This window comes from Acetivibrio cellulolyticus CD2, assembly GCF_000179595.2.
Lineage (GTDB): Bacteria > Bacillota > Clostridia > Acetivibrionales > Acetivibrionaceae > Acetivibrio > Acetivibrio cellulolyticus.
The window spans coordinates 821,666-846,956 of record NZ_JH556658.1; the positions used below are offsets into that span (position 1 = coordinate 821,666).

The 25,291-nt window shown below is 35.4% G+C and carries 22 protein-coding genes, 1 pseudogene and 1 other annotated feature (1 of these 24 only partly in view); of the genes and pseudogenes, 20 read left to right on the forward strand and 3 right to left on the reverse strand.

Annotation, left to right across the window (positions count from 1 at the left end):
- Positions 1 to 7: 7 nt before the first annotated feature.
- Positions 8 to 673: a P-II family nitrogen regulator gene (locus ACECE_RS0219040; RefSeq protein ID WP_010250131.1), complete on the reverse strand. Its 666-nt coding sequence runs from the start codon at positions 671 to 673 to the stop codon at positions 8 to 10.
- A complete protein-coding gene (locus ACECE_RS0219045) occupies positions 663 to 2,156 on the reverse strand; it encodes a DUF1538 domain-containing protein (protein WP_026073917.1) in 1,494 nt (497 codons plus the stop codon). Before ACECE_RS0219045 ends, ACECE_RS0219040 begins: the two co-directional genes overlap by 11 nt.
- Positions 2,157 to 2,350: 194 nt before the next feature.
- Between ACECE_RS0219045 and ACECE_RS0219050 the strand changes: the two genes are divergently transcribed.
- Complete coding sequence (locus tag ACECE_RS0219050; RefSeq protein ID WP_026073918.1) at positions 2,351 to 3,328, forward strand: hypothetical protein; 978 nt, start codon at positions 2,351 to 2,353, stop codon at positions 3,326 to 3,328.
- A gap of 423 nt (positions 3,329 to 3,751) precedes the next feature.
- On the opposite strand, the gene ACECE_RS0219055 is transcribed toward ACECE_RS0219050, so the two are convergent.
- Positions 3,752 to 5,491, reverse strand: a complete 1,740-nt coding sequence (locus ACECE_RS0219055; RefSeq protein ID WP_010250137.1) for a sialate O-acetylesterase — start codon at positions 5,489 to 5,491, stop codon at positions 3,752 to 3,754.
- A 460-nt stretch (positions 5,492 to 5,951) separates the two neighbouring features.
- On the opposite strand from ACECE_RS0219055, the pseudogene ACECE_RS32415 reads away from it, so the two are divergent.
- The 19 genes and pseudogenes from ACECE_RS32415 to mnmA all read left to right on the forward strand — a co-directional run bounded on the left by ACECE_RS32415 (position 5,952) and on the right by mnmA (position 25,116).
- Positions 5,952 to 6,118 (forward strand): annotated as a pseudogene (locus ACECE_RS32415) (DUF4264 family protein).
- Positions 6,119 to 6,191: 73 nt separating this feature from the next.
- Complete coding sequence (locus ACECE_RS0219065) at positions 6,192 to 7,100, forward strand: MurR/RpiR family transcriptional regulator (protein ID WP_010250138.1); 909 nt, start codon at positions 6,192 to 6,194, stop codon at positions 7,098 to 7,100.
- 2 nt (positions 7,101 to 7,102) lie between these two features.
- Positions 7,103 to 7,735: a histidine phosphatase family protein gene (locus ACECE_RS0219070; RefSeq protein WP_010250140.1), complete on the forward strand. Its 633-nt coding sequence runs from the start codon at positions 7,103 to 7,105 to the stop codon at positions 7,733 to 7,735.
- 14 nt (positions 7,736 to 7,749) lie between these two features.
- On the forward strand, positions 7,750 to 8,994 hold the full coding sequence (locus ACECE_RS0219075; RefSeq protein ID WP_328285610.1) for a BaiN/RdsA family NAD(P)/FAD-dependent oxidoreductase: 1,245 nt from the start codon (positions 7,750 to 7,752) through the stop codon (positions 8,992 to 8,994).
- Positions 8,995 to 9,128: 134 nt separating this feature from the next.
- Positions 9,129 to 9,635 (forward strand): hypothetical protein, encoded by a 507-nt coding sequence (locus ACECE_RS0219080; protein ID WP_010250144.1) that lies wholly within the window; start codon positions 9,129 to 9,131, stop codon positions 9,633 to 9,635.
- Between the two features lie 72 nt (positions 9,636 to 9,707).
- The gene (locus ACECE_RS0219085) at positions 9,708 to 10,142 is read left to right on the forward strand and encodes a HutP family protein (RefSeq protein WP_010250146.1); all 435 of its coding nucleotides are present in this window, start codon (positions 9,708 to 9,710) and stop codon (positions 10,140 to 10,142) included.
- 51 nt (positions 10,143 to 10,193) lie between these two features.
- Complete coding sequence (aroH, locus tag ACECE_RS0219090) at positions 10,194 to 10,556, forward strand: chorismate mutase (RefSeq protein WP_010250147.1); 363 nt, start codon at positions 10,194 to 10,196, stop codon at positions 10,554 to 10,556.
- 78 nt (positions 10,557 to 10,634) lie between these two features.
- On the forward strand, positions 10,635 to 11,315 hold the full coding sequence (gene cmk, locus ACECE_RS0219095; protein ID WP_010250149.1) for a (d)CMP kinase: 681 nt from the start codon (positions 10,635 to 10,637) through the stop codon (positions 11,313 to 11,315).
- A gap of 20 nt (positions 11,316 to 11,335) precedes the next feature.
- Positions 11,336 to 11,899, forward strand: a complete 564-nt coding sequence (locus tag ACECE_RS0219100) for a lysophospholipid acyltransferase family protein (RefSeq protein ID WP_456049033.1) — start codon at positions 11,336 to 11,338, stop codon at positions 11,897 to 11,899.
- Entirely contained in the window at positions 11,900 to 13,957 is a 2,058-nt protein-coding gene (locus tag ACECE_RS0219105) for a bifunctional 4-hydroxy-3-methylbut-2-enyl diphosphate reductase/30S ribosomal protein S1 (protein ID WP_010250154.1), read from the forward strand. It abuts the gene before it with no gap.
- A gap of 381 nt (positions 13,958 to 14,338) precedes the next feature.
- Positions 14,339 to 16,492: a glycoside hydrolase family 9 protein gene (locus ACECE_RS0219110; protein ID WP_010250156.1), complete on the forward strand. Its 2,154-nt coding sequence runs from the start codon at positions 14,339 to 14,341 to the stop codon at positions 16,490 to 16,492.
- A 26-nt stretch (positions 16,493 to 16,518) separates the two neighbouring features.
- The gene (locus tag ACECE_RS0219115; protein ID WP_010250157.1) at positions 16,519 to 19,401 is read left to right on the forward strand and encodes a glycoside hydrolase family 9 protein; all 2,883 of its coding nucleotides are present in this window, start codon (positions 16,519 to 16,521) and stop codon (positions 19,399 to 19,401) included.
- Between the two features lie 293 nt (positions 19,402 to 19,694).
- A complete protein-coding gene (gene ndk / locus ACECE_RS0219120; protein ID WP_010250159.1) occupies positions 19,695 to 20,102 on the forward strand; it encodes a nucleoside-diphosphate kinase in 408 nt (135 codons plus the stop codon).
- A gap of 66 nt (positions 20,103 to 20,168) precedes the next feature.
- A complete protein-coding gene (locus ACECE_RS0219125; protein WP_010250161.1) occupies positions 20,169 to 20,954 on the forward strand; it encodes a CheR family methyltransferase in 786 nt (261 codons plus the stop codon).
- Positions 20,955 to 21,315: 361 nt separating this feature from the next.
- Positions 21,316 to 21,603: a YkuS family protein gene (locus ACECE_RS0219135; protein WP_010250163.1), complete on the forward strand. Its 288-nt coding sequence runs from the start codon at positions 21,316 to 21,318 to the stop codon at positions 21,601 to 21,603.
- Positions 21,604 to 21,818: 215 nt separating this feature from the next.
- Complete coding sequence (locus ACECE_RS0219140) at positions 21,819 to 22,268, forward strand: RrF2 family transcriptional regulator (protein WP_010250165.1); 450 nt, start codon at positions 21,819 to 21,821, stop codon at positions 22,266 to 22,268.
- A 137-nt stretch (positions 22,269 to 22,405) separates the two neighbouring features.
- On the forward strand, positions 22,406 to 23,587 hold the full coding sequence (gene nifS, locus ACECE_RS0219145; protein WP_010250166.1) for a cysteine desulfurase NifS: 1,182 nt from the start codon (positions 22,406 to 22,408) through the stop codon (positions 23,585 to 23,587).
- 1 nt (position 23,588) lies between these two features.
- Positions 23,589 to 24,041, forward strand: a complete 453-nt coding sequence (gene nifU / locus ACECE_RS0219150) for a Fe-S cluster assembly scaffold protein NifU (RefSeq protein WP_010250168.1) — start codon at positions 23,589 to 23,591, stop codon at positions 24,039 to 24,041.
- Positions 24,034 to 25,116, forward strand: a complete 1,083-nt coding sequence (gene mnmA / locus ACECE_RS0219155; protein WP_010250170.1) for a tRNA 2-thiouridine(34) synthase MnmA — start codon at positions 24,034 to 24,036, stop codon at positions 25,114 to 25,116. The genes nifU and mnmA overlap by 8 nt, the downstream gene beginning before the upstream one ends.
- A 71-nt stretch (positions 25,117 to 25,187) precedes the next feature.
- Positions 25,188 to 25,291: a binding site (T-box leader), on the forward strand (it continues 141 nt past the right edge of the window).

Here is a 25,291-nt window from a genome sequence, read left to right on the forward strand (position 1 = left end):
GTGTTTATCAACATAAACCATAAGCCTTGCTAACAGCCTGAACAAAAATAATTCCATTTCCCGGTTCGTCCATTTTGAGGTCATTCCTAATTGAGGATGTAATTGCATCTGTCAAATTATTCTCTGCTAATATTAAGACAACTTCCTTCTCCGGTTCTATATCCATTAAAAAGAGTTTACTGTGTTCATGAATGCCTGAACCTCTGGCATTGATTATTGTACCACCTCGAGCACCTGCCTTTTTTGCAGCCTCTACAACATCTTCAGCTTTGCCCTTATCAACAACTACATAAATAGCATTATGCATTGTATTTTCTACACCTCCATGTTCCTTTATATTGCTGCCTTTATATGATTTAGTTCCTAAAATACTCAAAACATGACTACTGAAAGCTATACCATGGTTTGATTTGTTTAAATTATATTTAGCATTTAGATCATCAAGAGTTTTATAAACGCCTATTTTTTCGCCCAACATTAAAACAATTTCTCTTCTAAGATCGCTCAAATCAAGAAACTCCAGTAACCGGTTTGAAACAATGCCCGTACCTAAAAATATTGTTCCGCCCAATATGCCATTTTGCCGGGCATATTTAATTACTTTGCTTCCTTGTCCGAAATTTACAATTACACATAAAAGTTCATATTCCATTTGATCTGAATCATTTGACATGTGGTTCCAAACCTCCTTTTCTCGATTTAATTTTGTATATAATACCTAAGACTTGCAAAGTTATTAATGGAGTGAGAGCTACCATAGCAATCAACCCAAATCCGTCTATCAAAACATTTGCGTATTCTATCCGTTGGGCAGCTCCCTGCGCAAAAGCCATAATAAAAGTTGCAGTCATTGGGCCTGAGGCTACACCTCCTGAATCGAAGGCAATACCAACAAATAGTTTCGGAACGAAAAAAGTCAAAATAATTGCTATAACATAACCGGGTAAAAGATAGTGCCAAAGTTTGATTTCCGGAACTAATATCCTTATCATTGATAGCGCAACTGAAATACCCACTCCGAGAGAAAGGGCAAATAAAATTACCTCTCTTTTTACATATCCGCTGGTAACCTCCTCAATTTGATGCGTTAGCACATATACAGCAGGCTCAGCCAGTATTGTTACCAATCCGAGAACAAAACCTACAGCTACAAGAGAAAATTTTGTATTAAGTGATGCAAGTGAATACCCAACGACGCTGCCAACATCTATAAAACTGGCGTTTACACCTGTTAAAAAATACACTAACCCAATATATGTGTAAAGGTTACCTTTTAAGATTTTGTAAAAAGATCGTTTATCAAGCTTAAAGAATGTTTTTTGAAAAATCAGGAATATGATTAGCAGTGGAAGCATTGCAAAGAAAACTTCAATCAATACAGATGGTAAATTATTAATAAACGGGGCTACAATCGAGGATGATGTAGTTGAACTTATTTCCAGGTTGGAAGATATTTTGCCTGGTTTTGTAATTATGCTCATAATCAAAACAGAAATTATAGCACCGGTTGAAGCTATTGCAACTAGACCAAAGCTGTCATTTTCAGAAGCATTACTATCTTTCTTCAACCTTGAAACACCTAACGCAAGAGCTAAAATAAATGGTACAGTCAAAGCTCCCGTGGTTGCTCCGGAAGCATCAAAAGATATTGCAAGAAATTCAGAAGAAGTAAAAAATGTTAAAATAAAAATAATAAAATATAGTACTGTTAGAATTTTAAACAATGGAATATTATAAACTATTCTTATTAAACCAACTGCAAGCATTACTGCAATTCCAATTGACACAACTACAACAATACTGAGTTTGGATATTAAGCCTGAAGTGACAAATTCCACTTGTCCTGCTAGTATGTAAAGGTCAGGCTCGGCAACTGATACAAAAAAACCAAGGATTATTCCTGCAATTCCGACTATCCAAATCTTATTTGATTTTGTAAGAAATGACCCTAGCAGATTGCCAATTGGAGTAATACCTATATCAACTCCTAATAAAAATATTGATAATCCAATAATCGTAATAAATACTCCAACGAAAAATCTTATTAAGAGTGGAATACCAAGTGGGGCAATTGTAAAATTCAATATCAACACAATTAATGATATGGGAAGTAAAGCAAGTGTGACTTCTCTAAATTTATCCGTAATTGTGCTCAACATTTCACTTCCTCTCAACAAAATTTCTTCAGGATAATTATAGTCTTATTTTATATATCGTAATTTATACTGATTTTATTTACCTTATAGGAAACATTGATATATATTTTTACGGTTGGACTAAATAATTGTCATAACTACTTAAATTACATAATATAAATATAATAGGATTATGTTTAATGGAGATAGGTGCAATGAATAGACGAATTCGTATAGTATCTATTGTTTCATTCTTTATTGGGACAGCTCTTATTTTTGCTGCATCTTATTTTGAGTTGTTCTTTCCTTCTAAAAACGCTTTCTATTTAGGCATTTTGGGTGACACCTTGTTGGCTGGAATAAAGAGTCTCGGACTGGCAGTTATTACTTCGACTCTCATAAATATATTGAAAAATTGGATGGAATCAACTGAAACACTTGTAAACAATGGTTTTATTAATCGTTTGACTAAGTGCGAAATGAAGGATCTAAAATCGAAAATTGAATCAGAATTATACTTTAGAGATAATAACCATAATAAAGACAATTTCTATAATTTTTTCGAACAAGAGTTATCCTCACTATTAAACGATTGCTATTACAAAGTATATAAAACGAAGATAGAGTGCAAAGTTTGTGAAAATTACATATCCAAGACAATAAGAAAAAAGTTTGAAATTGTGAATCCTTCAAAAAAGGAGGCAGTTGTAAAAATTCCGTTTGGTGCAGAAATGCAAAGGGTAGATAATGTTGACATTGACAGGCTTTATATAATTAAAAAATTTATGGTTGATTCTGATGATTTTACAAAGGAAATCAATGACAGCCTGGTAATAAAAGAAAACTGTGATGAATGCAGTGACGCGTACTGCATTGATGTCCATACATCATGGGATGTGAAGGTAAAAAAAATACAAGTTATTGATATGATTATCGAAACTATAGTGCCTCTAAGTGATGTTTGTTTTTCAAATAAAATTACCAAGCCGTGCAAGGAATATAACCTGATTTTTATTCTTAATGACCCTTCTTATCAATTATCATGGCATAGTTTTGGATTTATGGGAAATCATAAGGACATGCTGATTGAAGAACCAATGGACAATGGACTGGAAATAGGTTTTAAAGATTGGATACTGCCTGGAGATGGTGTTGTAATATCAATAAATAAAAGTGAAAAAAAGAATGTTTAAAAAAATAAAAGCGGTTCATAATAATGTTTAGAATAATGAAATAATTACTTCTGCAATTTTTCCACATATGGCTTGTTGTTACATTTGGGCCAAGTGAAAAATATAAGTAATATTTCATTTATCTTTTAAAATTACTTAGGACAAACACTAATAACATTATGTGTAATATACTGATAATGAAGGGAGAGACCTAAAATGTGTGGAGAAAGAACAGTTAATCTTTATGATGAGAGGACAATAAATTAAGTTTGTTATATATTTTCAAAATACATAAGTCTCTCAGCAATGGCAGCTGAAATATACGTGATCAAACCTGCTGCTAAAGACAAATGAAAAAGTGTCTTATAACGATTGAATTCATTATAAGACACTTTTTGGGGTAGTGTTGTGAGTATTAAAAAAGAACTCCATTGTTTAGAGTCTTTAATAAGCAGGAAATACCTTTATGGAACCTAGCAAATACAATCTTAAATAACCAAAATCAATCGAATTTATGCTTCCATCACCATTTAAATCAGCAGCCTTTAAATCATCTAATACAGGGAAATCAATTATCGTCCCCAAAAGGAACATCCTAAAGTAACCAAAGTCAATTGAATTCACACTTCCGTCACCATTTAAGTCACCAACAATTACATTAGCTTGAGTAGGCGTAGGGGTTGATGTGGTAAGAGTTGGTTTTGGAGTAGAAGTAGTTGATGGGATCACAGTTCCTGTTGTACTGAAAGGTGAAGCAGGAAGACCGTCCTTGTTATATAAGTTTCCAAGCGGATTATTGCCCCATGAATACTTAACCGAAACAGGGTTTGATATGGCAGATGAACTTACTACAACAGAATTACCATCAATAACAGCATCTGCAAAGACGTAATTACCATCCTGACCAGCTATTGCAAAACCTTTAAGTGTGCCGCCGGGTACTTCCTGAACAGGTTCTAGACCAGTCTTGCTGGCTACCATAAGACCATTTTGCGCATTTTCAAAAGTTATCTTGACTTTATTGCCGCTAATGGACATTCCTGAATACAAAGGACCTGTAGGAACAATGTCTTTGTTATAAAATTTACTCAGGGCACATAGAGCTGATCTATAACCAAGATCCTGTTTATTTTTTGGATGTATATCAACAGCACCTAAATCCATTGTAGTCACAAGACCAACATTATTTAATTTTCGTGAAACATTCAATTGGCTTTCTCTTATAACAGGCCAGGGGACATTCTCAACTGGAGTAGTTTGAAGCTCCGTATAATATGGCAACTGAACCACTACAAAGGGCATATCTGCTTTCTTAAAATTTGTCCTCCAATCGTTTATCATAGACGTAAGTTGACTTTCATACAGTGTTGGAAAATTCGTATTTGACTCACCCTGATACCAGAATACACCCTTGAATTTAAGCGGGGTGAGAGGTGCTATCATTCCATTATAGTAAATATCAGGTGAAGATGGTGTATAGCTGAGACCCGTGGTTGTATCAAGAAAAGTTTCCATGGCTTCATTGCTGATCCAGCTTTCGATAAAACTTCCACCAACAGCAGAACATATTATTCCTATTGGCACATCAAGCTCTTCATTTAATTCCTTTGCAAAAAAGTATGCTGCACCGGATAGATTTCCAACCGATGTTGGAGTGCATTTATACCAGCCGCTTACATATCCGAAATTATCCTGTGGTGATGAGCTGCTTGCATAGGGAGTTGTAAAATATCTGATATTAGGGTTGTTACAGTTTTGTACTTCTGTATCACCATTTTCTACGAAAGGGAGTTGCATAACCATGTTTGATTGACCTGAACAAAGCCATAATTCACCGAAGTATATATCACTGACAGTCACGGTCTGAGAACCTGTTACCGTCATCTGATATGGTCCGCCGGCTGAGAACGGTTCAAGCGTTGCAGTCCATTTGCCGGTTGAATCAGCAACACAGGAAGCAATTTTATCTCCAATTTTAACTGTTATTTTTTCACCTGAGCTTGTCCATCCCCAGATAGTATTTTCTACATCTCTTTGCAAAACCATATTATTTGCAAACACCGGATGTAAAAATGGTTTCGTCTCTGCCTGTATGTACTGTTGCGGAGATACCAGACAGAACAATAATACAGTTGCCATCATTACAGAAATTATAGCACGTTTTGAAATAATTCTAAAAATCACTTTAAAATCTCCCCCTATTTATATTTGTAATATACATTATAAAACGAGTGTAATGTTACATTATTTCTTTATAATATTATTCTATCATAATAATTCGAAAAAGGTTATATTTTTATGTTATAGTTATAACCATAATTCTTTTTTATACTTTTGAAATAATTCTGTAAAAAAACTGAAACATTCTTGTAATTGTTTTCCAGACAAAACATTGGTATCATAAATATACATTCATTATTGTGTTTTACAGAATTAATTTTACATATTCATGTTTAACAATAATATTTGCATTAAATTTAATGCGCTCGGATGAAAAAACAGGAGAAACGCTTCCCCCTTTCTCCTGTTTTTTCGTTGTTTAGCTATTTCTTAGAAAGTTTTTTTTAGATTAAAAATGCATAATCTTGATTTTTATCCTTCAAAAATGTAATATTAGAATAATAAGCTCAACGCGGAGTTTTTTATGTATCGTGATGGCAAGCTTGAATTAAAAGCTACGGTTGTAGTGGATAATAGTTTGGAATTATATAAAATAGTGGATTTCCTTAATAAAAAACTGAAAGTAAAAATTAAATTTTCGGACTAAGTAAGAAAGCTGAAGAAATAAAAATTTCAATTTATGAAACTTAAGTAGTAATAGTTAAGGAATTGTCGAAGTTATATTTTCAGCATTCTTAAACAAAAACACAAAAGGGGAATATTAATGGAAAGCAAAAACAATGACTTAATAAAAAAAATTCAGTCAAGTATTCCGGATTTTAGCAAAGGTCAGAAGCTCATAGCAAACTTTATTATCAATCATTATGATAAGGCTGCGTTTATGACTGCTGCAAAGTTGGGTGATGAAGTTGGTGTCAGTGAATCTACTGTTGTAAGGTTTGCAAATGAAATAGGTTTTGATGGATATCCAAAGCTTCAGAAGGTTTTGAAGGAACTTATAAAAAGTAAACTGACTTCTGTTCAGAGAATAGAAGTATCCTCCAACAGGATTAATGAAGATAATATTTTAAAAAGTGTTCTCCAATCAGATATGGAGAAAATTAAAATGACCCTTGATGAGATAGATCAAAACAGTTTTAATAATATTGTTGAAAGTATTTTAAATGCCAAGAAAATATATATTCTAGGGGTAAGAAGTTCCGCACCGCTTGCAAGTTTCCTTGGTTTCTACTTTAATTTGATATTTGACAATGTAAGACTGGTGCATACTACTAGTGTAAGTGAAATGTTTGAGCAGATAATATATGCATCTGAAGGAGATGTAGTAATAGGTATCAGTTTTCCAAGATACTCCAAAAGGACAATAAATGCTCTGAAATTTGGCAAGAGTCGCGGTGCTACTGTTATATCCATAACCGACAGTGTGGAATCCCCACTTGCACAATGTTCCGACCATTCACTTATTGCAAGAAGTGATATGGCATCATTTGTTGATTCTCTTGTTGCACCACTCAGTGTAATAAATGCTTTGATAGCTGCTATTGGGGTTAGGAGAAAGCAGCATGTATATGATACATTTGAGAATCTGGAAAAGATTTGGGAAGAGTATCAGATTTATGAGAAACATGATGGAGAAGATAATGATGCTATAAATGGAAAGGAAGACTGCTAGAAGTGTCTAAAATTTATCTGGTGCGTCATGGTGAAACTGATTGGAACAGGGAAGACCGATGCCAGGGGTGTCTGGATATCGATCTAAACAGTGATGGAATCAAACAGGCTGAGGTCGTAGCTCAAAGGCTATCTACTGAAGATATTCATTTGATTTATTGCAGTAATCTAAAGAGAGCATACAGAACAGCCGAAATTATTGGCCAAAAGACAGGCTTGAGTATAACAAAAAATGAAGGTCTAAATGAAATACACTTCGGAGATTGGGAAGGTCTTACCTTTGGTGAGATGAGAAACAGGCCTGATTATAATTACAATGATTGGAGACTTTCACCCCATACTGTTGAATTTCCGGGTGAAGGCAGCCTAAATAATGTACAAAAGCGTGTAATGAAGTATGTTGATGAAATAATTTCACAAAATACGGGTAAAAATATTCTTATAGTTTCTCACGGAGGTGTAATAAAGCTTATAGTTTTAGGGCTTTTAGGCATAGGACTTGAAGCTTACACCAAGTTTTATATTTCCAATACTTCTGTTAGTATTATAAATGTGGAAAAAGACAGGAACTATTTGAGAACACTCAATGATACATGCCATGTAATTACAGGCGCCCCGAAACGTAATTTTTTCTAGGCAATATTTAAAAGATACGGAGAAAAAGCATGAGTAAAAAAGTTGTTGTTATAGGAGGCGGTCCGGCAGGAATACTTGCTGCCGGAAAGGCCGCAGAACTTGGAAATGACGTTACACTGGTTGAAAAGAACGACAGATTGGGTAAGAAGATTTTAATTTCAGGTAAAGGCAGATGTAATATCACAAATAATACCGATATTGAAGGCCTGATTGAGAATATTCCTGGAAACGGGAATTTTTTGTATTCCGCTTTTTATACATTTTCCAATACTGATCTTATAGAATTTTTACATAATTATGGTCTTGAAACAAAAGTTGAAAGGGGAGGGAGAGTCTTTCCTGTTTCAGACAGGGCTAAAGATGTTGTTGACACTCTTTCAAAATATCTGAAGGATACCAGCGTTAATATACTTTTAAATTCTCAGGTAACTGAGATTATTACAAACGATGGTGCGGTAAAAGGAGTGCTGCTTAAAAACGGCAGAAAAATTGATTGTGATTCTGTTGTGCTTGCAACGGGAGGATCATCATATCCCGGCACAGGCTCAACAGGCGATGGTTATAAAATTGCAAAAAAGGTAGGACATGAAATAATAAAGCTTCGCCCATCGCTTGTGCCCTTAGTAGTCATGGAAAAATGGATTGGAGAACTTCAAGGACTTTCCTTAAAGAATGTATCAGCAACCCTTTTAAATGAAAAAGGGAAAAAGATCTATTCGGATTTTGGAGAGATGCTCTTCACCCACTATGGGGTTTCTGGTCCTATAATATTAAGTTCCAGCAGACATATTCTTGATTATGACTTCAAGGGAGTAAGCCTTGTAATTGACTTAAAACCGGCTCTGACAGAGGAAAAGCTGGATGAAAGAATACAGAGGGATTTTGAAAAGTACTCAAGAAAACAATTTAAGAACTCATTGGATGAGCTTCTTCCACAAAAATTAATCCCTGTAGTGTTGAATCTTTCTGAGATTTCCCCGGATAAGTTTGTAAACCAAATTACAAAAGAAGAGAGAAGAAATCTGGTTAGGGTTTTAAAAAATTTAAAACTGACTATTTGCGGTTCAAGACCTATTGACGAGGCAATTGTAACAGCCGGTGGCATATCAACAAATGAAATAAACCCATCAACTATGGAATCAAAGTTAATCAAGGGCCTTTTTCTTGCAGGTGAAGTAATTGATGTTGATGCTTATACCGGAGGGTTTAATCTTACAATTGCATTTTCAACAGGATATCTTGCCGGGATGAATTGTTAGTACCAAAATTGTAATAAATGCACTCGTGCCATTAGTATTTTTTTATTCATTTTAGCATATTATTTCTATGGTGATAATTATATTAAGTGAACAGAGAGACACATTTACCAAAATAATATGCGGAGATGATTTTAATGAAAATAGTAATCTTTAAAGCCGGCAAGGAAAAGAAAAAAGTGCATGATAAGACTGCAATGCGTTTTATAAATTTTGGTCTTGAAAAGTTTTTATTTTTTGCTTTTGTTTTTATATTTGTAGCACTTCTATTTGTTCAAGGTGCTTTGATAAATCCATCACTTCGGACATTTCTTGTGAGTGATAAAGGTATAGACGGCAGACCTTTAGCGCAGGAGGAATATCTGTACAAGGAAGGAGAAATCTCTATTGCACTTTTAGAAAGTGAAACCAATGAAAATCTCAAATTGTTGGTTAATGGCGATGAAGTGGCAGCATTTAACGAAAATCATATAAAACTTTCAGTAAAAGACGGGGATGTTATAGAAGTAGATGGAAGTCTTCTTGATCATGAAACAGAAGTTGAAATTATATCAGCGAGCGAAAATATTGCAGGTAATAATGTGGGAAAGAAAATTAAGGTTAATTCCAATATAGAAAAGGTAACTCAAATTTCAATTGAATAATTATATTGTTTTAAAGCGACAATTACTATATAATATAAAGGTATTATCATTAAAATACAGGGCGGATAAAATATGGTTAAGGAACCTCAAGATTCAAAAAACTTTGGTAGTAAGGATATAGCTTCAGCTGCGGTTAAAATTGCTTTGACCTCTGATAGACAGGAAGAAAAGACATATCAGACTGATTTCCTTAAAGTTGGAATTCATACATGTGCTGTTGACTATGGTGGCGAGTTTATTACTTCTGTTATGAAAATAGTAGAGAGAGCTGTTGTATCTTCTAAAAGAGAAGGTGTAATTACAGACTGCCATACTGAAGAAGGTGCAGTTGCAGGAGCAACAAGAGAAGCACTTTCTCAAATAATGCCCAAGGCTATAGGCCTTAATGTGGGCGGTAAAATTGGTATTGCGAGGTATAAGAATCATATAAGTGTGGCAATATTTTTTGGGATTGGTCTGCTCCATTTGAATGAAGTATCAATAGGTCTTGGACATAGAGTAGTATAATTAATGCCAATATTGTTCACTGTAGCATGGTATAATGGGAGGATAAATTAAATGGTCAGGGGTATTAGAGGGGCAACAACTGTTGAATGTAACGAAGCAGTTGAGATGCTAAAAGAAACCGAAAAACTGCTTGTTGAAATTATTGAAAAAAACAGATTGAAAGAAGACGACATTATCAGTATAATTTTTACTGTGACTAATGATTTGAATGCAGCGTTTCCTGCTGTCGCAGCTAGAAATCTCGGATGGACAAGTATTGCGTTAATGTGTACAAATGAGATTGATGTACCTGGAAGCCTTAAAAAGTGTATAAGGGTTCTGCTGCATGTAAATACGGATAAGAAAAATGATGAAATTAAACACATATATTTAAATAATGCTAAAGTATTAAGACCTGATTTAAAAAACGAATAAAATCTTTGGGAATTGAACCCTTTGCTTTTATTACAAGAGGCTAAGGAATAGCCGAAATATTACTTTAGGAGACATAAAATGGACTGTAACAAAAAAATAGCTATTGCAATTGATGGCCCTGCTGGTGCAGGCAAAAGTACTATTGCGAAACTGGTTTCTAAAAAACTAAAAATTGTATACTTAGATACAGGAGCCATGTATAGAACGGTAGCACTAAAAGCTATTAGAGAGAATGTAGATACACTTGACAGGGAAAAGCTGTCAAAGCTGATTGAACGTATAAACATTAAAGTTGAATACATAGGTGAAGATCAAAGAATATACTTGGATGATGAAGATGTAAGTGATCTTATCAGAACGCCTGAAGTATCAATAGGGGCATCTAATGTTGCAGTTATCCCGGAAGTAAGGATAAAGATGGTTGAACTCCAGCGGGAGATTGCACAAAAATGTAGTGTTGTGATGGATGGTCGTGATATTGGAACATATGTACTTCCGAATGCCACCCTAAAAATATTTCTTACTGCATCTATTGAAGAAAGAGCAAAAAGAAGATATAATGAACAACTGTTAAAAGGTATTACAGATGTTTCATTTGATGATGTCAAAAAGGATATTGAATATAGGGACAAAAATGACAGCAGCCGTGCCTTTGCTCCATTAGCAAAAGCAGATGATGCTATAGAACTGGATACTACAATAATGAGTATAGATGAAGTAGCAAAAAAAATATTGGAGCAGATTGAGGGCATATGTTAATTGAGATATTTAGATTTTTTGTGAAAATAGTTTTTTCACTGCTTTATAGAGTTAAAATTGTTGGCATGGAAAATGTACCAAAAGATGGTGCTCTAATATTGTGTGCAAATCATAACGGCGAGATGGATATGTTCTTTATTGGATATAGATTAAAGAGACTGGTGCATTATATGGCAAAGGAGGAGCTTTTTAAAAATCCATTGCTTGGTGGGTTTATTAGGTGGCTCGGAGCTTTTCCTGTAAAAAGAGGCAAAGCTGATGTAGAAGCAATAAAGACTTCTTTGAAGCTCCTTGAAAATAATGAAATATTAGGTATTTTCCCAGAAGGCACCCGCATGAAAAAGAAAGCAGCAAACTCTATCAGAGTAAAACCAGGGGTTGCACTAATAGCACAGAAATCAGGTGCTCCAATTATTCCAGTTGCTGTTATGGGTAGTTATAAACCGTTCAGCAAAATAAAAATTGTATTTGGAAAACCATTTAGTATTGATTTAAATAAAGATAACAAATATACTAATAGTGAACTGGTAGAAATATCAGAAAATATTATGTCAAAAGTTTATGCCCTTATGGAGGAAAAGTAGTTGGAAATAATTGTTGCAAATTCGGCAGGTTTTTGTTTTGGAGTTAATAATGCTGTAAAACTTGTCAATGAATTGCTGGAAACTGAAAAGTCAGGACTTTATACATACGGCCCCATAATTCATAATGATCAGGTTGTTGAACAACTTAGTGCTAAAGGGGTAGAAAAGGTTGAAAACCTGGATGATGTAATAGCTGGCAGACATATAGTCATAAGGGCCCATGGAGTTGCACCCGATATCTATGATATTATTAAAAGTAAGGGTTTAATACTTAATGATGCTACATGTCCATATGTAAAAAAGATCCATAATCTTGTAAGTGAAAAAAGAAACGAAGGTTATGAGGTAATTATAGTAGGTGATAAAGATCATCCTGAAATAATAGGCATAAACGGATGGTGTGGCAATAAGGCAAGCGTAGTAAACAGTATTGAAGATGTGGACAAACTGGATATGAAAAGCGGCAAAATATGTGTCGTAGCTCAGACCACATTATCAAAGCAAAAATGGGAGAAAATAATTGAATATATTGAAAATAAATTTGGCAACATTATAAAGTTCGATACTATCTGCAGTGCAACAAGCAAGCGCCAGGATGAGGCTTGCGACATATCCAGGCAAGTGGATATGATGATAATAATTGGGGGTAGTCATAGTTCAAATACTCAAAAGCTTTATGAAATTTGTTTAAAGAACTGCCCCAAAACTTATAAAGTTGAAACTTCCGGTGAATTACCACCGGTAGACATAAAAAAAATTAAAAAAATAGGTATTTCTGCCGGAGCTTCTACGCCGGACTGGGTAATCGAGGAGGTTATAAAAAAAATGAGTGATTTAAACAATCAAAAGGTCGAAATGAATGAGAAAGAAAGTGAAATGAATTTTGCGGATGCCTTCGAAAAGTCGATGGTTACTTTGAGAGATGGTGACGTCGTAACTGGTAAGGTAATCGGTTTTAATAGTAACGAAATATTTGTTGATCTTGGCTATAAATCCGATGGAATAATTCCGATTGAAGAATATACCGACGAACCTGATTTCAAAATTGAAAGTGAAATCAAAGTTGGTGATAAGATCGAAGTATACGTCAAAAGAGTAAATGATGGAGAAGGAAACGTTTTATTATCGAAAAAACACCTGGATTCATTGAAGTCCTGGGATGAAATTATAAAAGCGTATGAGGATAAGACACCAATAAGAGCTATCGTTGTAGACGTTGTAAACGGCGGAGTTATTGCAAGTGCAAAAGGTGTTAGAATCTTTGTTCCTGCATCACAGATCAGCGATAAATTTGTTAAGGAACTTAATGAGTTCTTAAAGAAACCAATCAATGTAAGAATTATCGAATATAATGATAAGAAGCGCAAGCTTGTTGGTTCAGCGAGAGTTCTTCTTGAAGAAGAAAAGGCAAAGAAATCTAAAGCCTTCTGGGATGAAGTTGAGGTTGGAAAAATATATAGTGGTGTAGTTAAGAGCCTTACTGATTTCGGGGTATTTGTTGATATCGGTGGTGTAGACGGCTTAATTCATATATCTGAACTTTCATGGTCAAGAATAAAGCATCCTTCAGAAGTTGTAAAAGTTGGTGATAAGGTTCAGGTAAGTATTTTAGAATTTAAGAAGGAAAAAGGCAAGATATCATTAGGATACAGAAAAACTGAGGACAATCCTTGGGTTAAGGCTAGCGAGAAGTATAAGGTTGGAGACGTTGTAAATGTTAAAGTTCTCCGTTTTGCTCCATTTGGTACTTTTGTAGAACTTGAAGAAGGTATTGACGGTCTGGTTCATATTTCACAAATTTCTTCAAAGAGACTTGCAAAGCCTGAAGATGTTCTAACTGCTGGTATGAAGGTAGATGCAAAAATTCTTGAGTTTGATTTGGAAAACAAAAAGATTAGCCTTAGCATTAAAGAAGTTAAACCGATAGATCCTGTTGTTGAAGAAAAGGAAAACTCTAGTGTTGCAGATGCTAGCTCTGCTAGTGTTGAAGATCAATCAGAACATAAAGAAGAAATGAATGTAACACTTGGAGATATGTTTGAAAAAGGCAAAGAGTAATTAAATTTCTAGTTATTTAGCTCACCGAACAGGTAGAGCAATTAATAGGAATCTTTCTAACGGGGAATAGTCCATTCATTTTAGTCTGGACTATTCTCTTTTTAATGCCTAAGAAAGTGCATTTTTTCTGGCATCAAAAAAGTCTACTTAATTTATGAAAATTCCAGACAAACCCAAATAACAATAGAAAAGTAAGGTAATATATATTATAATTGTATTGTAATCGTCGAAATAATAATTATCTATTCTATTGCCTCTATCGTCGTTTTAAATTATTATTACACTCTGAAATAAACCCAGCTAAAAAAGCAATAATGATTAATAGCCAGCCTAAAATTAAAGCTGGTATAATAAATAATTATTTTTCAAGGGGTGAAAAAAATGAAAAGAGTAAGTATTTTGGTTTCGCTTGCCATTATCTTGGTAAGTATTATTCCTCAATTAGTTATGGCTGAGGAAACAAATTTTAACTATGTTGATGCATTTTCCAAATCAATTCTTTTCTATGAGGCAAACTGGTGTGGACCCGATGCGGGTAACAACAGGATAAAATGGCGTGGACCCTGCCATGTTGAGGACGGGAAAGATGTTGGAATTGACTTGACAGGTGGATTCCATGACTGTGGTGATCATGTAAAGTTCGGCTTACCGCAATGTGCTTCGGCTTCTACTCTTGGATGGGCTTACTATGAATTCAAAGATGTATTTGTAGACAAGGGACAGGACGAGTATATGCTGAATATTTTAAAGCATTTTTGCGATTACTTTATGAAATGTTTCCCTGATAAGACCACATTTTACTACCAAGTAGGTGACGGAGATGTAGATCATCAATACTGGGGTCCTCCTGAACTTCAGACCTATGAAAGACCTGCATATTATGTCGCAACTCCTTCAAAACCCGGTTCAGATGTGGCGGGTGATGCAGCAGCAGCATTGGCACTTATGTATTTGAATTACAAAGACAAGGATTTGGAATATGCAAATCAATGTTTGACTTATGCCAAAGACCTTTATACCTTTGGTATGACTTATAGAGGAAACAGTAAAGGGCAAAGCTATTATCTTCCCAGAGATTATCTCGACGAACTTATGTGGGGTTCAATCTGGCTTTATGTAGCTACAAATGATAAGACCTACATGGATAATGTCGAAAAGCTTATGGTTGAGAAAAAAATCAGTGGAGACAATATGTTTAATGACCATTGGACACAGTGCTGGGATTATGTTTTGACAGGAGTATTTATAAAGCTCGCAACACTTTCATCCGATCCAAAATATAAAATAATTGCTGAAGAACATTTGGATTACTGGCAGAATGGATTGACAACTACTCCAGGAGGGTTGAAATACTTAGATAGCTGGGGAGTTTGTAAGTATCCTGCTGCAGAGAGCATGGCTCAGTTGGTTTATTACAAGCAAACCGGTGATCAGGATTGTCTTAACTTTGCAAAGAGCCAGATAGACTATATTCTAGGTAATAACCCAAATAATATGTCTTATGTAGTTGGTTTTGGAGATAATTATCCCAAGTATCCTCATCACAGAGCCGCAAGTGGAATGCTTGAAGGACCGCCTGCCGATGAAAAGAAGGAAACTCCGGAAAGACATATTTTATATGGTGCTCTTGTTGGTGGAGCAGATATGAGTGATGAATATAATGACGATGTTAACCTATATGTATATTCAGAAACAGGATTAGATTATAATGCTGGGCTTGTTGGTGCACTTGCAGGTATGTCGAAATATTTCGGAAAAGATCAGATGCCTGAAGATACTCCCGGTATCGAAGGTGAACCTACCCAGTATTATACTGAAGCTAAAATATACAAAGCAAATACAGAAGGTGTTACGATTGACCTTAATATGTATAATGTTGTCACATCACCTCCGCAATATGAGAGTGGCTTATCTTGCAGGTATTTCCTAGACTTCTCGGAATACGCTTCTTCAGGAATTAATCCTGCCAAATTCACTACTAAAGTGTATTACTCGCCTGCTGGAGCTGTAATATCTTCAATTAAGCCATGGGATGAGGACAAAAGTATTTATTATGTAGAAATCACTTTCCCTAATGATAAGTTGTATGCAAGAACCTATGTGCAATTTGCTATTTACAATTATGAAAGTAAACTTTGGGATTCTTCAAACGACTTTTCCACTGTAGGGTTAACCAGCACTTATACAAGAATGGAAAATATCCCTATATACAAAAATGGAGTTCAGGTTTCAGGGAAGAATCCGTCAGGCGAAGGGCCTGAAGTAACTCCAACGTTTACTTCAAAAGTCACTCCAACTCCAACCGCAACATCTTCAGATTATATATATGGAGATGTAAATGGGGACGGTTCTGCAAACTCAATAGACTTTGGAGTTATGAGGATGTATTTGCTTGGTATGATAGATGCGTTCCCTTATGAAAATGGCATAAAGGCTGGGGATCTAAACAATAATGGTGATTTTAACTCAATAGATTTTGGTATTATGAGACAATATATGTTGGGTATTATCACTAAGTTACCAGTTGAAAAGTAAAAGAAAAAAACTGGGAGGGGTATGAAATGTATAATGTACAAAAAGAAAGAATAAAAATTCGTATCAAAAGCCGTGGCAGACTGTCAATCTTTTTGTCTCTTGTCCTTATTACTGGACAGCTTTTCTCATCCGGTGCAGTATTTGCAGAGGCACCACCAGAGACTTTTACGCCCGCTGAAGGCTGGGAAAATTATGATTACTTCAACTTTGCAGAAGCCTTGCAAAAATCACTTTATTTTTATGACGCAGAAAAGTGCGGAACTGATGCTGGTTATGATAAAGGTGGAAGGCTTGAGTGGAGAGGTTCCTGCCATGAAGGTGATGAAAAAATACCTCTTGCTGACACATCGCTTTCAAAGGCTTTTTTAGAAAAATATAGAAACATTATTGATCCTGATGGAGATGGGACAGTAGATTTACATGGTGGGTTTCACGATGCCGGAGACCATGTCCGGTTCGGCCTTCCTCAGAGCTATGCAGCCAGTACCCTTGGATGGGGCTTTAATGAATTCCGGGAGTCCTACAAGGCAATTGGAGAAGAGGAGCATATGATTGAGATTTTAAAGTATTTTACTGATACTTTTTTACGTTGCTCTTTTCTTGATGGTGATGGAAATTTGATTGCTTTTTGTTACATGGTAGGAGAAGGAGATGCTGACCATACCTACTGGGGACCTCCGGAACTATATCCTGAAAACATTCCGAGACCTGCTGATTTTGCTACTGCTGAAACTCCAGGGAGTGATGTGTGTGCCAGCACCGCTGCAGCACTTTGTACATCATATATGAATTTTAAGGATACCGACCCGAAATATGCTGAACAATGCCTGACTGTTGCCAAAGCAATGTATGATTTTGCAAAGAAGTACAGAGGAAAACATAATGGTGACGGCTACTACACCTCGGATTATGATGAGGATGAACTGGCGTGGGCAGCAGTATGGCTTTATCAGTGTACTGAAAACATGGATTACATAAAGGATATAACAGCGGTTGATGAAACAGGAAACTATATCGGGTATATGAAAAGGATAATACCCGAAACTTTTAAACAAAATATCTGGTATAATTCATGGGTACACTGTTGGGATGCAGTATGGGGAGGAACATTCTTGAAGCTTAATCAGTTATTCCCTGACAATGAATTGTATAACTTTATTGCACGCTGGAATGTAGAGTATCTGTCAGGTGGTGCTGCAAAACATGAAGACCCGAAAGATACAAATTATTATAAAACATCACCTGCTGGATATTCAATGATAAACGGTTGGGGATCGGCCCGTTACAATGCAGCTGCTCAATTATCAGCACTAGTTTACATGAAATACCATCCCGAAAGGACGGATTTCGGTGAATGGGCAAAGGGCCAAATGGAGTATCTTATGGGAAGAAACCCTATGGGATATTCCTATATAGTTGGTTACGGTTATGAGCAGGGCTTGCCTTTTGCTCATCATCCACACCACAGAGCAGCTCACGGATCAAAAACAAATAGTATGAATGATCCTGAGGAACACAGGCATATTTTATGGGGAGCTCTGGCAGGCGGACCTGATTTAAATGATTATCATATGGATTCAACCACTGAGTACGCTTACAACGAAGTTGCCGTTGACTATAATGCTGCCTTTGTAGGTGCCTGTGCAGGATTGTATAAATACTATGGTGAGGGGCAGGAGCCAATAGCGAATTTCCCACCTAAAGAACCAAGAGCTGACGATTACTATTGTGAGGTAAAATTAGCACGTGAAACGGAAGATAGTACTCAAGTCGTTTTAAGAGTGCATAATGAATCCTGTCAGCCCCCTCATTATGAAACAGGGATGATGGTAAGATATTTCTTTAATATAAGTGAACTTTTAGAATTCGGCCAAAGTATAGACGATGTTATATTTGCTATTGAATACGACGAACAGATATCAATGCAACAGGAACCTATTACATACAGGGGTCCTTTCAAATGGGATGATGCAGGAACATATTATTATGAATTGGATTGGAGCGGCAAGAAAATATACGGAGACAGAGAGCTGCAAATTTCGTTTAGAGCGAAACAGGACCCAAATTACATAACTCACTGGGATTCATCCAATGACTATAGCAAGCAAAATGCTACAAACACTTATTCAATAAATAAAAATGTACCTGTATATTTGAATGGTGTAAAGGTATACGGAGAGGAACCTCCCAAGATGAGCCCTACACCGACTCCAACAATTGACCCTAGTGCAACTCCAGATGGCAATTCTTCTATTAAGGTATCCTATAAGTGCGGAACGGAGAATTTGGCTAAAAACACTATAAGATCAACAATAAATATCCAGAATACCGGAACTAATCCGATAAATTTATCGGACATAAAGGTTCGCTATTGGTTTACAAATGACGGCAGCGAGCAGAATTCTTTTACATGTGAATATGCCGCTTGTGAAACGGAAAATGTAACCGGGAGTTTCTACAATATAGATAATCCGGTAGATAGCGCAGATACATATTGCGAAATATCCTTTACTAAAGAAGCAGGTAAACTTGCACCTGGTGGAAGTACCGGAGCTATACCTTTTAGAATCGAAAGTACCTCGGTTTATAACCAGACAAATGACTATTCATACGATTCCGAAATGGCCGACACATTTGGGGATAATAGCAAAATTACTGCTTATGTAAAAGATGATCTTAAATATGGTATTGAACCTGTTTTAACTAATATCATTATTGGTGATCTAAACTCTAGTGGAAGAGTTGATTCAATTGACTTTGCCATCATGAGAATGTATTTGCTTGGGCTTGTTAAATTTGATGAAGAGACTTATACTTATAGAGCAGATGTAAATAGAGATAAAACTGTTAATGCAATCGATTTTGCATTTCTTAGAATGTACCTTCTTGGAAAGATAACTTCTTTTTAGTTTATTTAGTTGGCAGCTTAAAAACTGTTACAATTAAGAATAACGGGCTGGAGCATTATGAATCTTAATCTCATCATCTGGTATAGAAATTTTATATCTATACTGATGATGAGATTAGGTTATGTTATGAAATAGTTCCCGTATTTAAAATTTTAGAAAGTGAATTTCTGAAAACGTGGTTGTACTCAATATCCACCGTGATTTTTATTTAGGAATATCTTTATTTTTTTGATGAAATATGTTAAAATTAGAATATTAGTCTATCTAAATATATCAATTCATAAGGAGAATATATGGAAAGGACTTTAGTTATCTTAAAGCCTGATACGGTTAGGCGCAAGCTTATCGGAGAAATCATTTTCAGGTTTGAAAAAAAGAATCTTACAATTACTCATATGAAGGTTATGAATATTGAAACAGAGGTTGCTATTGAACATTATGCTCATGTAAAAGCTCTTCCGATTTTTGAAGATATGATAAAGTATATGACTTCAGGCCCTGTTGTTGTTATGATCATAACTGGCGAAAATGCTATTGGTATTGTTAGAAATATGCTTGGCAAAACAAGTTCTTTTGAATCATTACCTGGTACGATTAGAGGAGATTTTGGTTATCACAGTTTTGAAAACTTGGTACATGCCTCAGACTCAGTTAATAGTGCTGAGTTGGAAATTAAAAGGTTTTTTCCATCGTTAGTATAATAATATGTAAGCTATTTAAAATAACATTTTATAAAAGTATGCTAAAAGAGAATGGAGAATGATCCCATGATAATGGATTATGAAGGCTTTAAAAAGGAGATATATAAACTCTCGGGAATTGATCTTAGTGCATACAAAGAAAAACAAATGAAGAGAAGACTGGACTCTCTTATCAGTAAGAATAGTTTTGATGGTTATTCTTCTTATGTAGAGGCATTAAAAGTCAATGTACGTTTGTATAATGAGTTTATCAACTTTATGACGATTAATGTTTCGGAATTTTATAGAAACCCTGAACAGTGGACAAAACTCAAGTCAATAATACTACCGATGCTGCTTGAAAAGAACAAAGAACTAAAGGTTTGGAGTGCTGCATGTTCTAGCGGTGATGAACCTTACACATTGGTTATGGTATTAAATGAAATGCTGCCTCTTAGTAAAATTAAGATAATTGCGACAGATATTGATAAGGATATACTTGAAAAGGCAAAAGCTGGTGTTTATCTAGACAAAAGTGTAGCAAATCTACCTGATGACTATAAAAGAAAGTATTTTGATGTTGAAGGAAATTTATATAAGATAAAGGATGAGGTAAAAAAGTGCGTCGAATTTAAACATCACAACTTGCTTGCTGATCCTTATCCCACAAATTGTGACCTTATCGTATGTAGAAATGTTTTAATTTACTTTACAGAAGAAGCAAAAACTGATATATATGTAAAGTTCAGCAACTCACTAAAAACTGGTGGAGTGCTCTTTGTAGGCAGCACAGAACAGATAATCCTTTGTAGTAAATACTGTTTTAAGTCTTTGCAAACTTTTTTCTATCAAAAGGAGAAAGATTTGATTTGAGATATCATTTTGCAGATGTATTAAAATCGTATAGAATAAAATTAATTTTTAGTTTTGATTTAAGAAAATTGCAACTCGAATGTCTTAAAATCGAGCTGTACTAGACAATTTTAAGAATATTTATCATAAAACGAAGGGAGAGAATCATGAAAAGAAGGATAATGGCCTGGATTTTGCTGGCCGGTTTTTTACTTTTGATTATCAATTTGGTAACTTTCCAAAAATTCCTTACAGCTAGCTTTACTTTATATATAATCATCATTGCATACTATCTTATCTTTATGAATAAAAAACAATAGGTTTTGTATGAAATTCAGAACTGTATAATAATACCACCTTTTGCTAATACTTATAGCAGGAGGTGGTTTTTATTATAGTAGCTGTTCAAAAGGGATTGGATAGTATTAAATCCGGACTTAGAGAGAAAGGTTTTGAAGTAGTGGATATAGAGAGCTATAATTATCCTATTGATGCAATTGTATACGAGGGAAATTCATTTCAAATCTCATATGTCTCAAGGAACAACATGCCGGAAATGACCATGGGCAAAAGATCAAATTATGGAGTATTTATGGTGAATTCTCTTGGCAAGACGGTAGGAGAGATAGCAGATATGCTAAATACAAGATATTATAGTCCGCTTTTTTAATGTTGTATTTTTTATGCCTTAGGCATAATGAAAAAAACTTCCGCTATAATTTTGCTACAACACGCATGCTTCGCATGGGTGTCCCGCAAAAAAGCGTAAGTAATTTTTCGTTCATGCCTTAAAATAAAGTTTAAATTCTATTGACAAATAAAGTTCTCAATGCTAATCTTATGATAGAAATACCAAGTAAAGTACTTGGAATTGGAGGACTATTAATGAAACTATCTACTAAGGGACGTTACGGTGTGAAGTCCATGCTTGACCTTGCACTTCATAACGGGGAAGGTCCTGTTGCGTTGAAAAGTATAGCAGAAAGACAGGATATTTCTGAAAACTACTTGGAACAACTTTTTGCGACCCTTAGAAAGGCAGGTCATGTTAAAAGTGTTAGAGGGTCACAAGGTGGTTATATACTTGCCAACAGTCCTGAAAACATCACAATTGGAGCCATTTTGAGAGCACTTGAAGGTTCACTTGCTCCCGTTGAGTGTGTAGTTGAGGATGATCCTATTAAATGTACAAAGTCGGATCAATGTGTCACCAGAATAATATGGGAAAAAATCAGGGACAAGGTTAATGAAGTAGTTGATTCCATAACACTCTACGACCTTATAGAAGAATATACAAAGAATAATGAAAGCAAAGGATATATATTCAATATATAATCCCTACAAATTTAGTAAGATATTTTTGCTTTAAACTAATTTTATAGGGAATAAATAAAAAAGCAATATAATAATAACGAGACTTATAGAACATTCTAATATATTTTTATTTAAATAATAAGTAAGGAGCACTGAATATGGATAACAGAATAATATACTTTGATCATGCAGCAACAACTCCTGTAAAGCCTGAGGTTATTGAAGAAATGATGCCTTATTTCAGAAATAAGTTCGGTAATGCCTCTTCAATATACAGTATAGGCAGAGAGAGTAAAAAAGCTGTAGAAGTGGCAAGAGAGAGGGTCGCAAAATCGTTAGGTGCACTAACAAGAGAGATATTTTTCACAGGTTCCGGTTCTGAAGCAGATAATTGGGCTATTAAGGGAGTAGCTTATGCAAATCGAGATAAGGGAAACCATATAATTACTACAGCAATAGAACATCATGCAGTGCTTCATACATGCCAGTATCTTGAAAGTGATGGATTTGAAGTTACTTACCTGCCTGTAGATGAAAACGGATTGGTTTCACCAGAACAGGTAAGAAACGCAATTAAACCTAATACAATATTGATAACAATAATGTATGCCAACAATGAGATTGGAACAGTTCAGCCTATAGCTGAAATTGGCAAAATTGCAAAGGAAAAAAATGTGTATTTCCATACAGACGCTGTACAGGCTGTAGGTAATATACCTATAAATGTTAATGAATTAAATGTAGATTTATTATCCCTTTCAGGCCACAAATTTTATGGTCCGAAAGGTGTAGGTGCCTTATATATCAGAAAAGGCGTTAAGATTACAACATTCCTTCATGGCGGTGCCCAGGAAAGAGGAAGAAGAGCAAGTACGGAGAATGTGCCTGGAATTGTTGGACTTGGAAAAGCAATTGAGCTTGCAACACAGAACATTGAGCAGTATAATAGAAAATTGATGGAATTAAGAGATAGGACTATTGAAGAAATTACAAAAAAAATACCGTTTGTGAAGCTAAATGGTGACAGATATAAGAGGCTGCCCGGCAATGTTAATTTTTCTTTTGAGTTTATAGAAGGTGAATCTCTTTTATTAATGCTTGATATGAAAGGAATTGCGGCATCGAGTGGCTCTGCATGTACTTCAGGCTCGCTTGATCCGTCCCATGTATTGTTGGCAATTGGCTTACCTCATGAGATAGCTCACGGTTCATTAAGAGTGACTTTTGGTGATGAAAATACTCATGAAGATGTAGATTATCTGATGGAAGTGTTGCCATTAATAGTTGAAAGATTAAGGGAAATGTCCCCATTATATGAAAAGGTGAAAAGAGGGAATTAATATGTATAGTGAAAAGGTAATGGACCATTTTATGAACCCTAGAAATGTTGGCGAAATTGATAACGCTGACGGTGTAGGTGAAGTAGGAAACGCTAAATGTGGCGATATTATGAAAATATATCTGAAAATAGAGAACGATATCATTAAAGATGCCAAATTCAAAACATTTGGCTGCGGAGCTGCAGTCGCAACCAGCAGTATGGCTACAGAGCTTGTTGTTGGCAAGACGGTTGAAGAGGCTCTCAAAATTACAAATCAGGCTGTTGCTGAAGCATTAGATGGTCTTCCTCCTGTTAAGATGCACTGCTCCAACCTTGCTGAAGAAGCTATAAGAGCAGCCATAGAAGATTATCTGAGAAAAAACGGCAGACTTGATGAAAGTTGTGACTGCGGTGCTTGCGGAAGACGTTGTGATGATATACACCATGAGTTTGATGAGGACGACGATGACTAAAAAGAGCGTTATGATAGGTATGAGCGGCGGCGTTGATAGTTCAGTAGCTGCCGCTGTACTTTTAGAAAAAGGTTATGATGTTATAGGTGTCACAATGCAAATATGGCCGGAAACTAAAGAAGAGGTCAAATTAACTGAAGGCGGCTGCTGCTCACTGTCGGCAGTTGATGATGCCAGAGGTGTAGCTAACAGCCTTGGGATACCATATTATGTACTTAATTTCAAAGAGGTTTTTGAAGAGAAGGTCATAAACTATTTTATAGACGAATACTTAAAGGGAAAGACGCCTAACCCTTGTATAGCGTGCAACAGGCATGTAAAATTTGAATCGCTGTTGAGCAAGGCTGTTTCGATGGGCCTTGACTATGTAGCTACAGGACATTACGCAATAATTGAATACGATGAGAATAGGAAGAGGTATCTTTTAAAAAAATCAGTAACACAGCAGAAGGATCAAACATATGCTCTGTACAATCTGACACAAGATCAGCTTTCAAAAGTGCTTATGCCTATTGGTAACTATAGCAAGGATGTTGTCAGGCAAAAAGCTGCAGAACTTGGACTTTGTGTTGCATCAAAGCCTGACAGCCAGGAGATATGCTTTGTAGATGACAACAATTACGGTAGATTTATCCAAGAAAACACCGATAAAAAAATAGTTCCGGGGAATTTTGTAGATACAAAGGGGAATATTCTAGGAAGGCATAAAGGCTTAATACACTATACAGTCGGACAAAGAAAGGGCTTAGGGATCGCTTTTGGAAAACCAATGTATGTTATTGGCCTGGATGTTAAGAATAATAATGTAATACTCGGTGATAACAGTGAAGTATTTAGCGATAAATTAATAGCCGATGACTTGAATTTTATCTCAATTGATGGCTTGTATGAGCCTATGAGAGTAAAAGCAAAGATAAGATATTCAGCTAAAGAAGGGGATGCAACAATCATCCCTATTGAAAACGGCAAAGTACGGGTAGAATTTGATACTCCTCAGAGAGCTATAACTCCCGGCCAATCGGTCGTATTTTATGAGGACGATATAGTAGTTGGAGGCGGAATTATACAAGAATAGCTATTCTTCCATGTAAGGCATAGAAGCTTAATAAAATTCTTGTAAACTTAAAGTCTATATGTTAGAATAATTTAAAGACTGTGAAAGAGTGAAAGTAGTTGTCTATGGTTACACAAAAGAGAGTAGTCCGGTTGGTGAGAGGGCTTCAGCACATAGATTAACCAAATACCCTCTG

What these genes read in the sequence shown, in the direction of transcription:
- ACECE_RS0219040 (WP_010250131.1), bottom strand. Translation starts at nt 673, where the DNA reads ATGTCAAATGATTCAGATCAAATGGAATATGAACTTTTATGTGTAATT.
- ACECE_RS0219080 (WP_010250144.1), top strand. Translation starts at nt 9,129, where the DNA reads ATGAAAATAGTAATCTTTAAAGCCGGCAAGGAAAAGAAAAAAGTGCAT.
- ndk (WP_010250159.1), top strand. Translation starts at nt 19,695, where the DNA reads ATGGAAAGGACTTTAGTTATCTTAAAGCCTGATACGGTTAGGCGCAAG.
- ACECE_RS0219125 (WP_010250161.1), top strand. Translation starts at nt 20,169, where the DNA reads ATGATAATGGATTATGAAGGCTTTAAAAAGGAGATATATAAACTCTCG.
- ACECE_RS0219065 (WP_010250138.1), top strand. Translation starts at nt 6,192, where the DNA reads ATGGAAAGCAAAAACAATGACTTAATAAAAAAAATTCAGTCAAGTATT.
- nifS (WP_010250166.1), top strand. Translation starts at nt 22,406, where the DNA reads ATGGATAACAGAATAATATACTTTGATCATGCAGCAACAACTCCTGTA.
- mnmA (WP_010250170.1), top strand. Translation starts at nt 24,034, where the DNA reads ATGACTAAAAAGAGCGTTATGATAGGTATGAGCGGCGGCGTTGATAGT.
- ACECE_RS0219050 (WP_026073918.1), top strand. Translation starts at nt 2,351, where the DNA reads ATGAATAGACGAATTCGTATAGTATCTATTGTTTCATTCTTTATTGGG.
- cmk (WP_010250149.1), top strand. Translation starts at nt 10,635, where the DNA reads ATGGACTGTAACAAAAAAATAGCTATTGCAATTGATGGCCCTGCTGGT.
- aroH (WP_010250147.1), top strand. Translation starts at nt 10,194, where the DNA reads ATGGTCAGGGGTATTAGAGGGGCAACAACTGTTGAATGTAACGAAGCA.
- ACECE_RS0219110 (WP_010250156.1), top strand. Translation starts at nt 14,339, where the DNA reads ATGAAAAGAGTAAGTATTTTGGTTTCGCTTGCCATTATCTTGGTAAGT.
- ACECE_RS0219140 (WP_010250165.1), top strand. Translation starts at nt 21,819, where the DNA reads ATGAAACTATCTACTAAGGGACGTTACGGTGTGAAGTCCATGCTTGAC.
- ACECE_RS0219115 (WP_010250157.1), top strand. Translation starts at nt 16,519, where the DNA reads ATGTATAATGTACAAAAAGAAAGAATAAAAATTCGTATCAAAAGCCGT.
- nifU (WP_010250168.1), top strand. Translation starts at nt 23,589, where the DNA reads ATGTATAGTGAAAAGGTAATGGACCATTTTATGAACCCTAGAAATGTT.
- ACECE_RS0219085 (WP_010250146.1), top strand. Translation starts at nt 9,708, where the DNA reads ATGGTTAAGGAACCTCAAGATTCAAAAAACTTTGGTAGTAAGGATATA.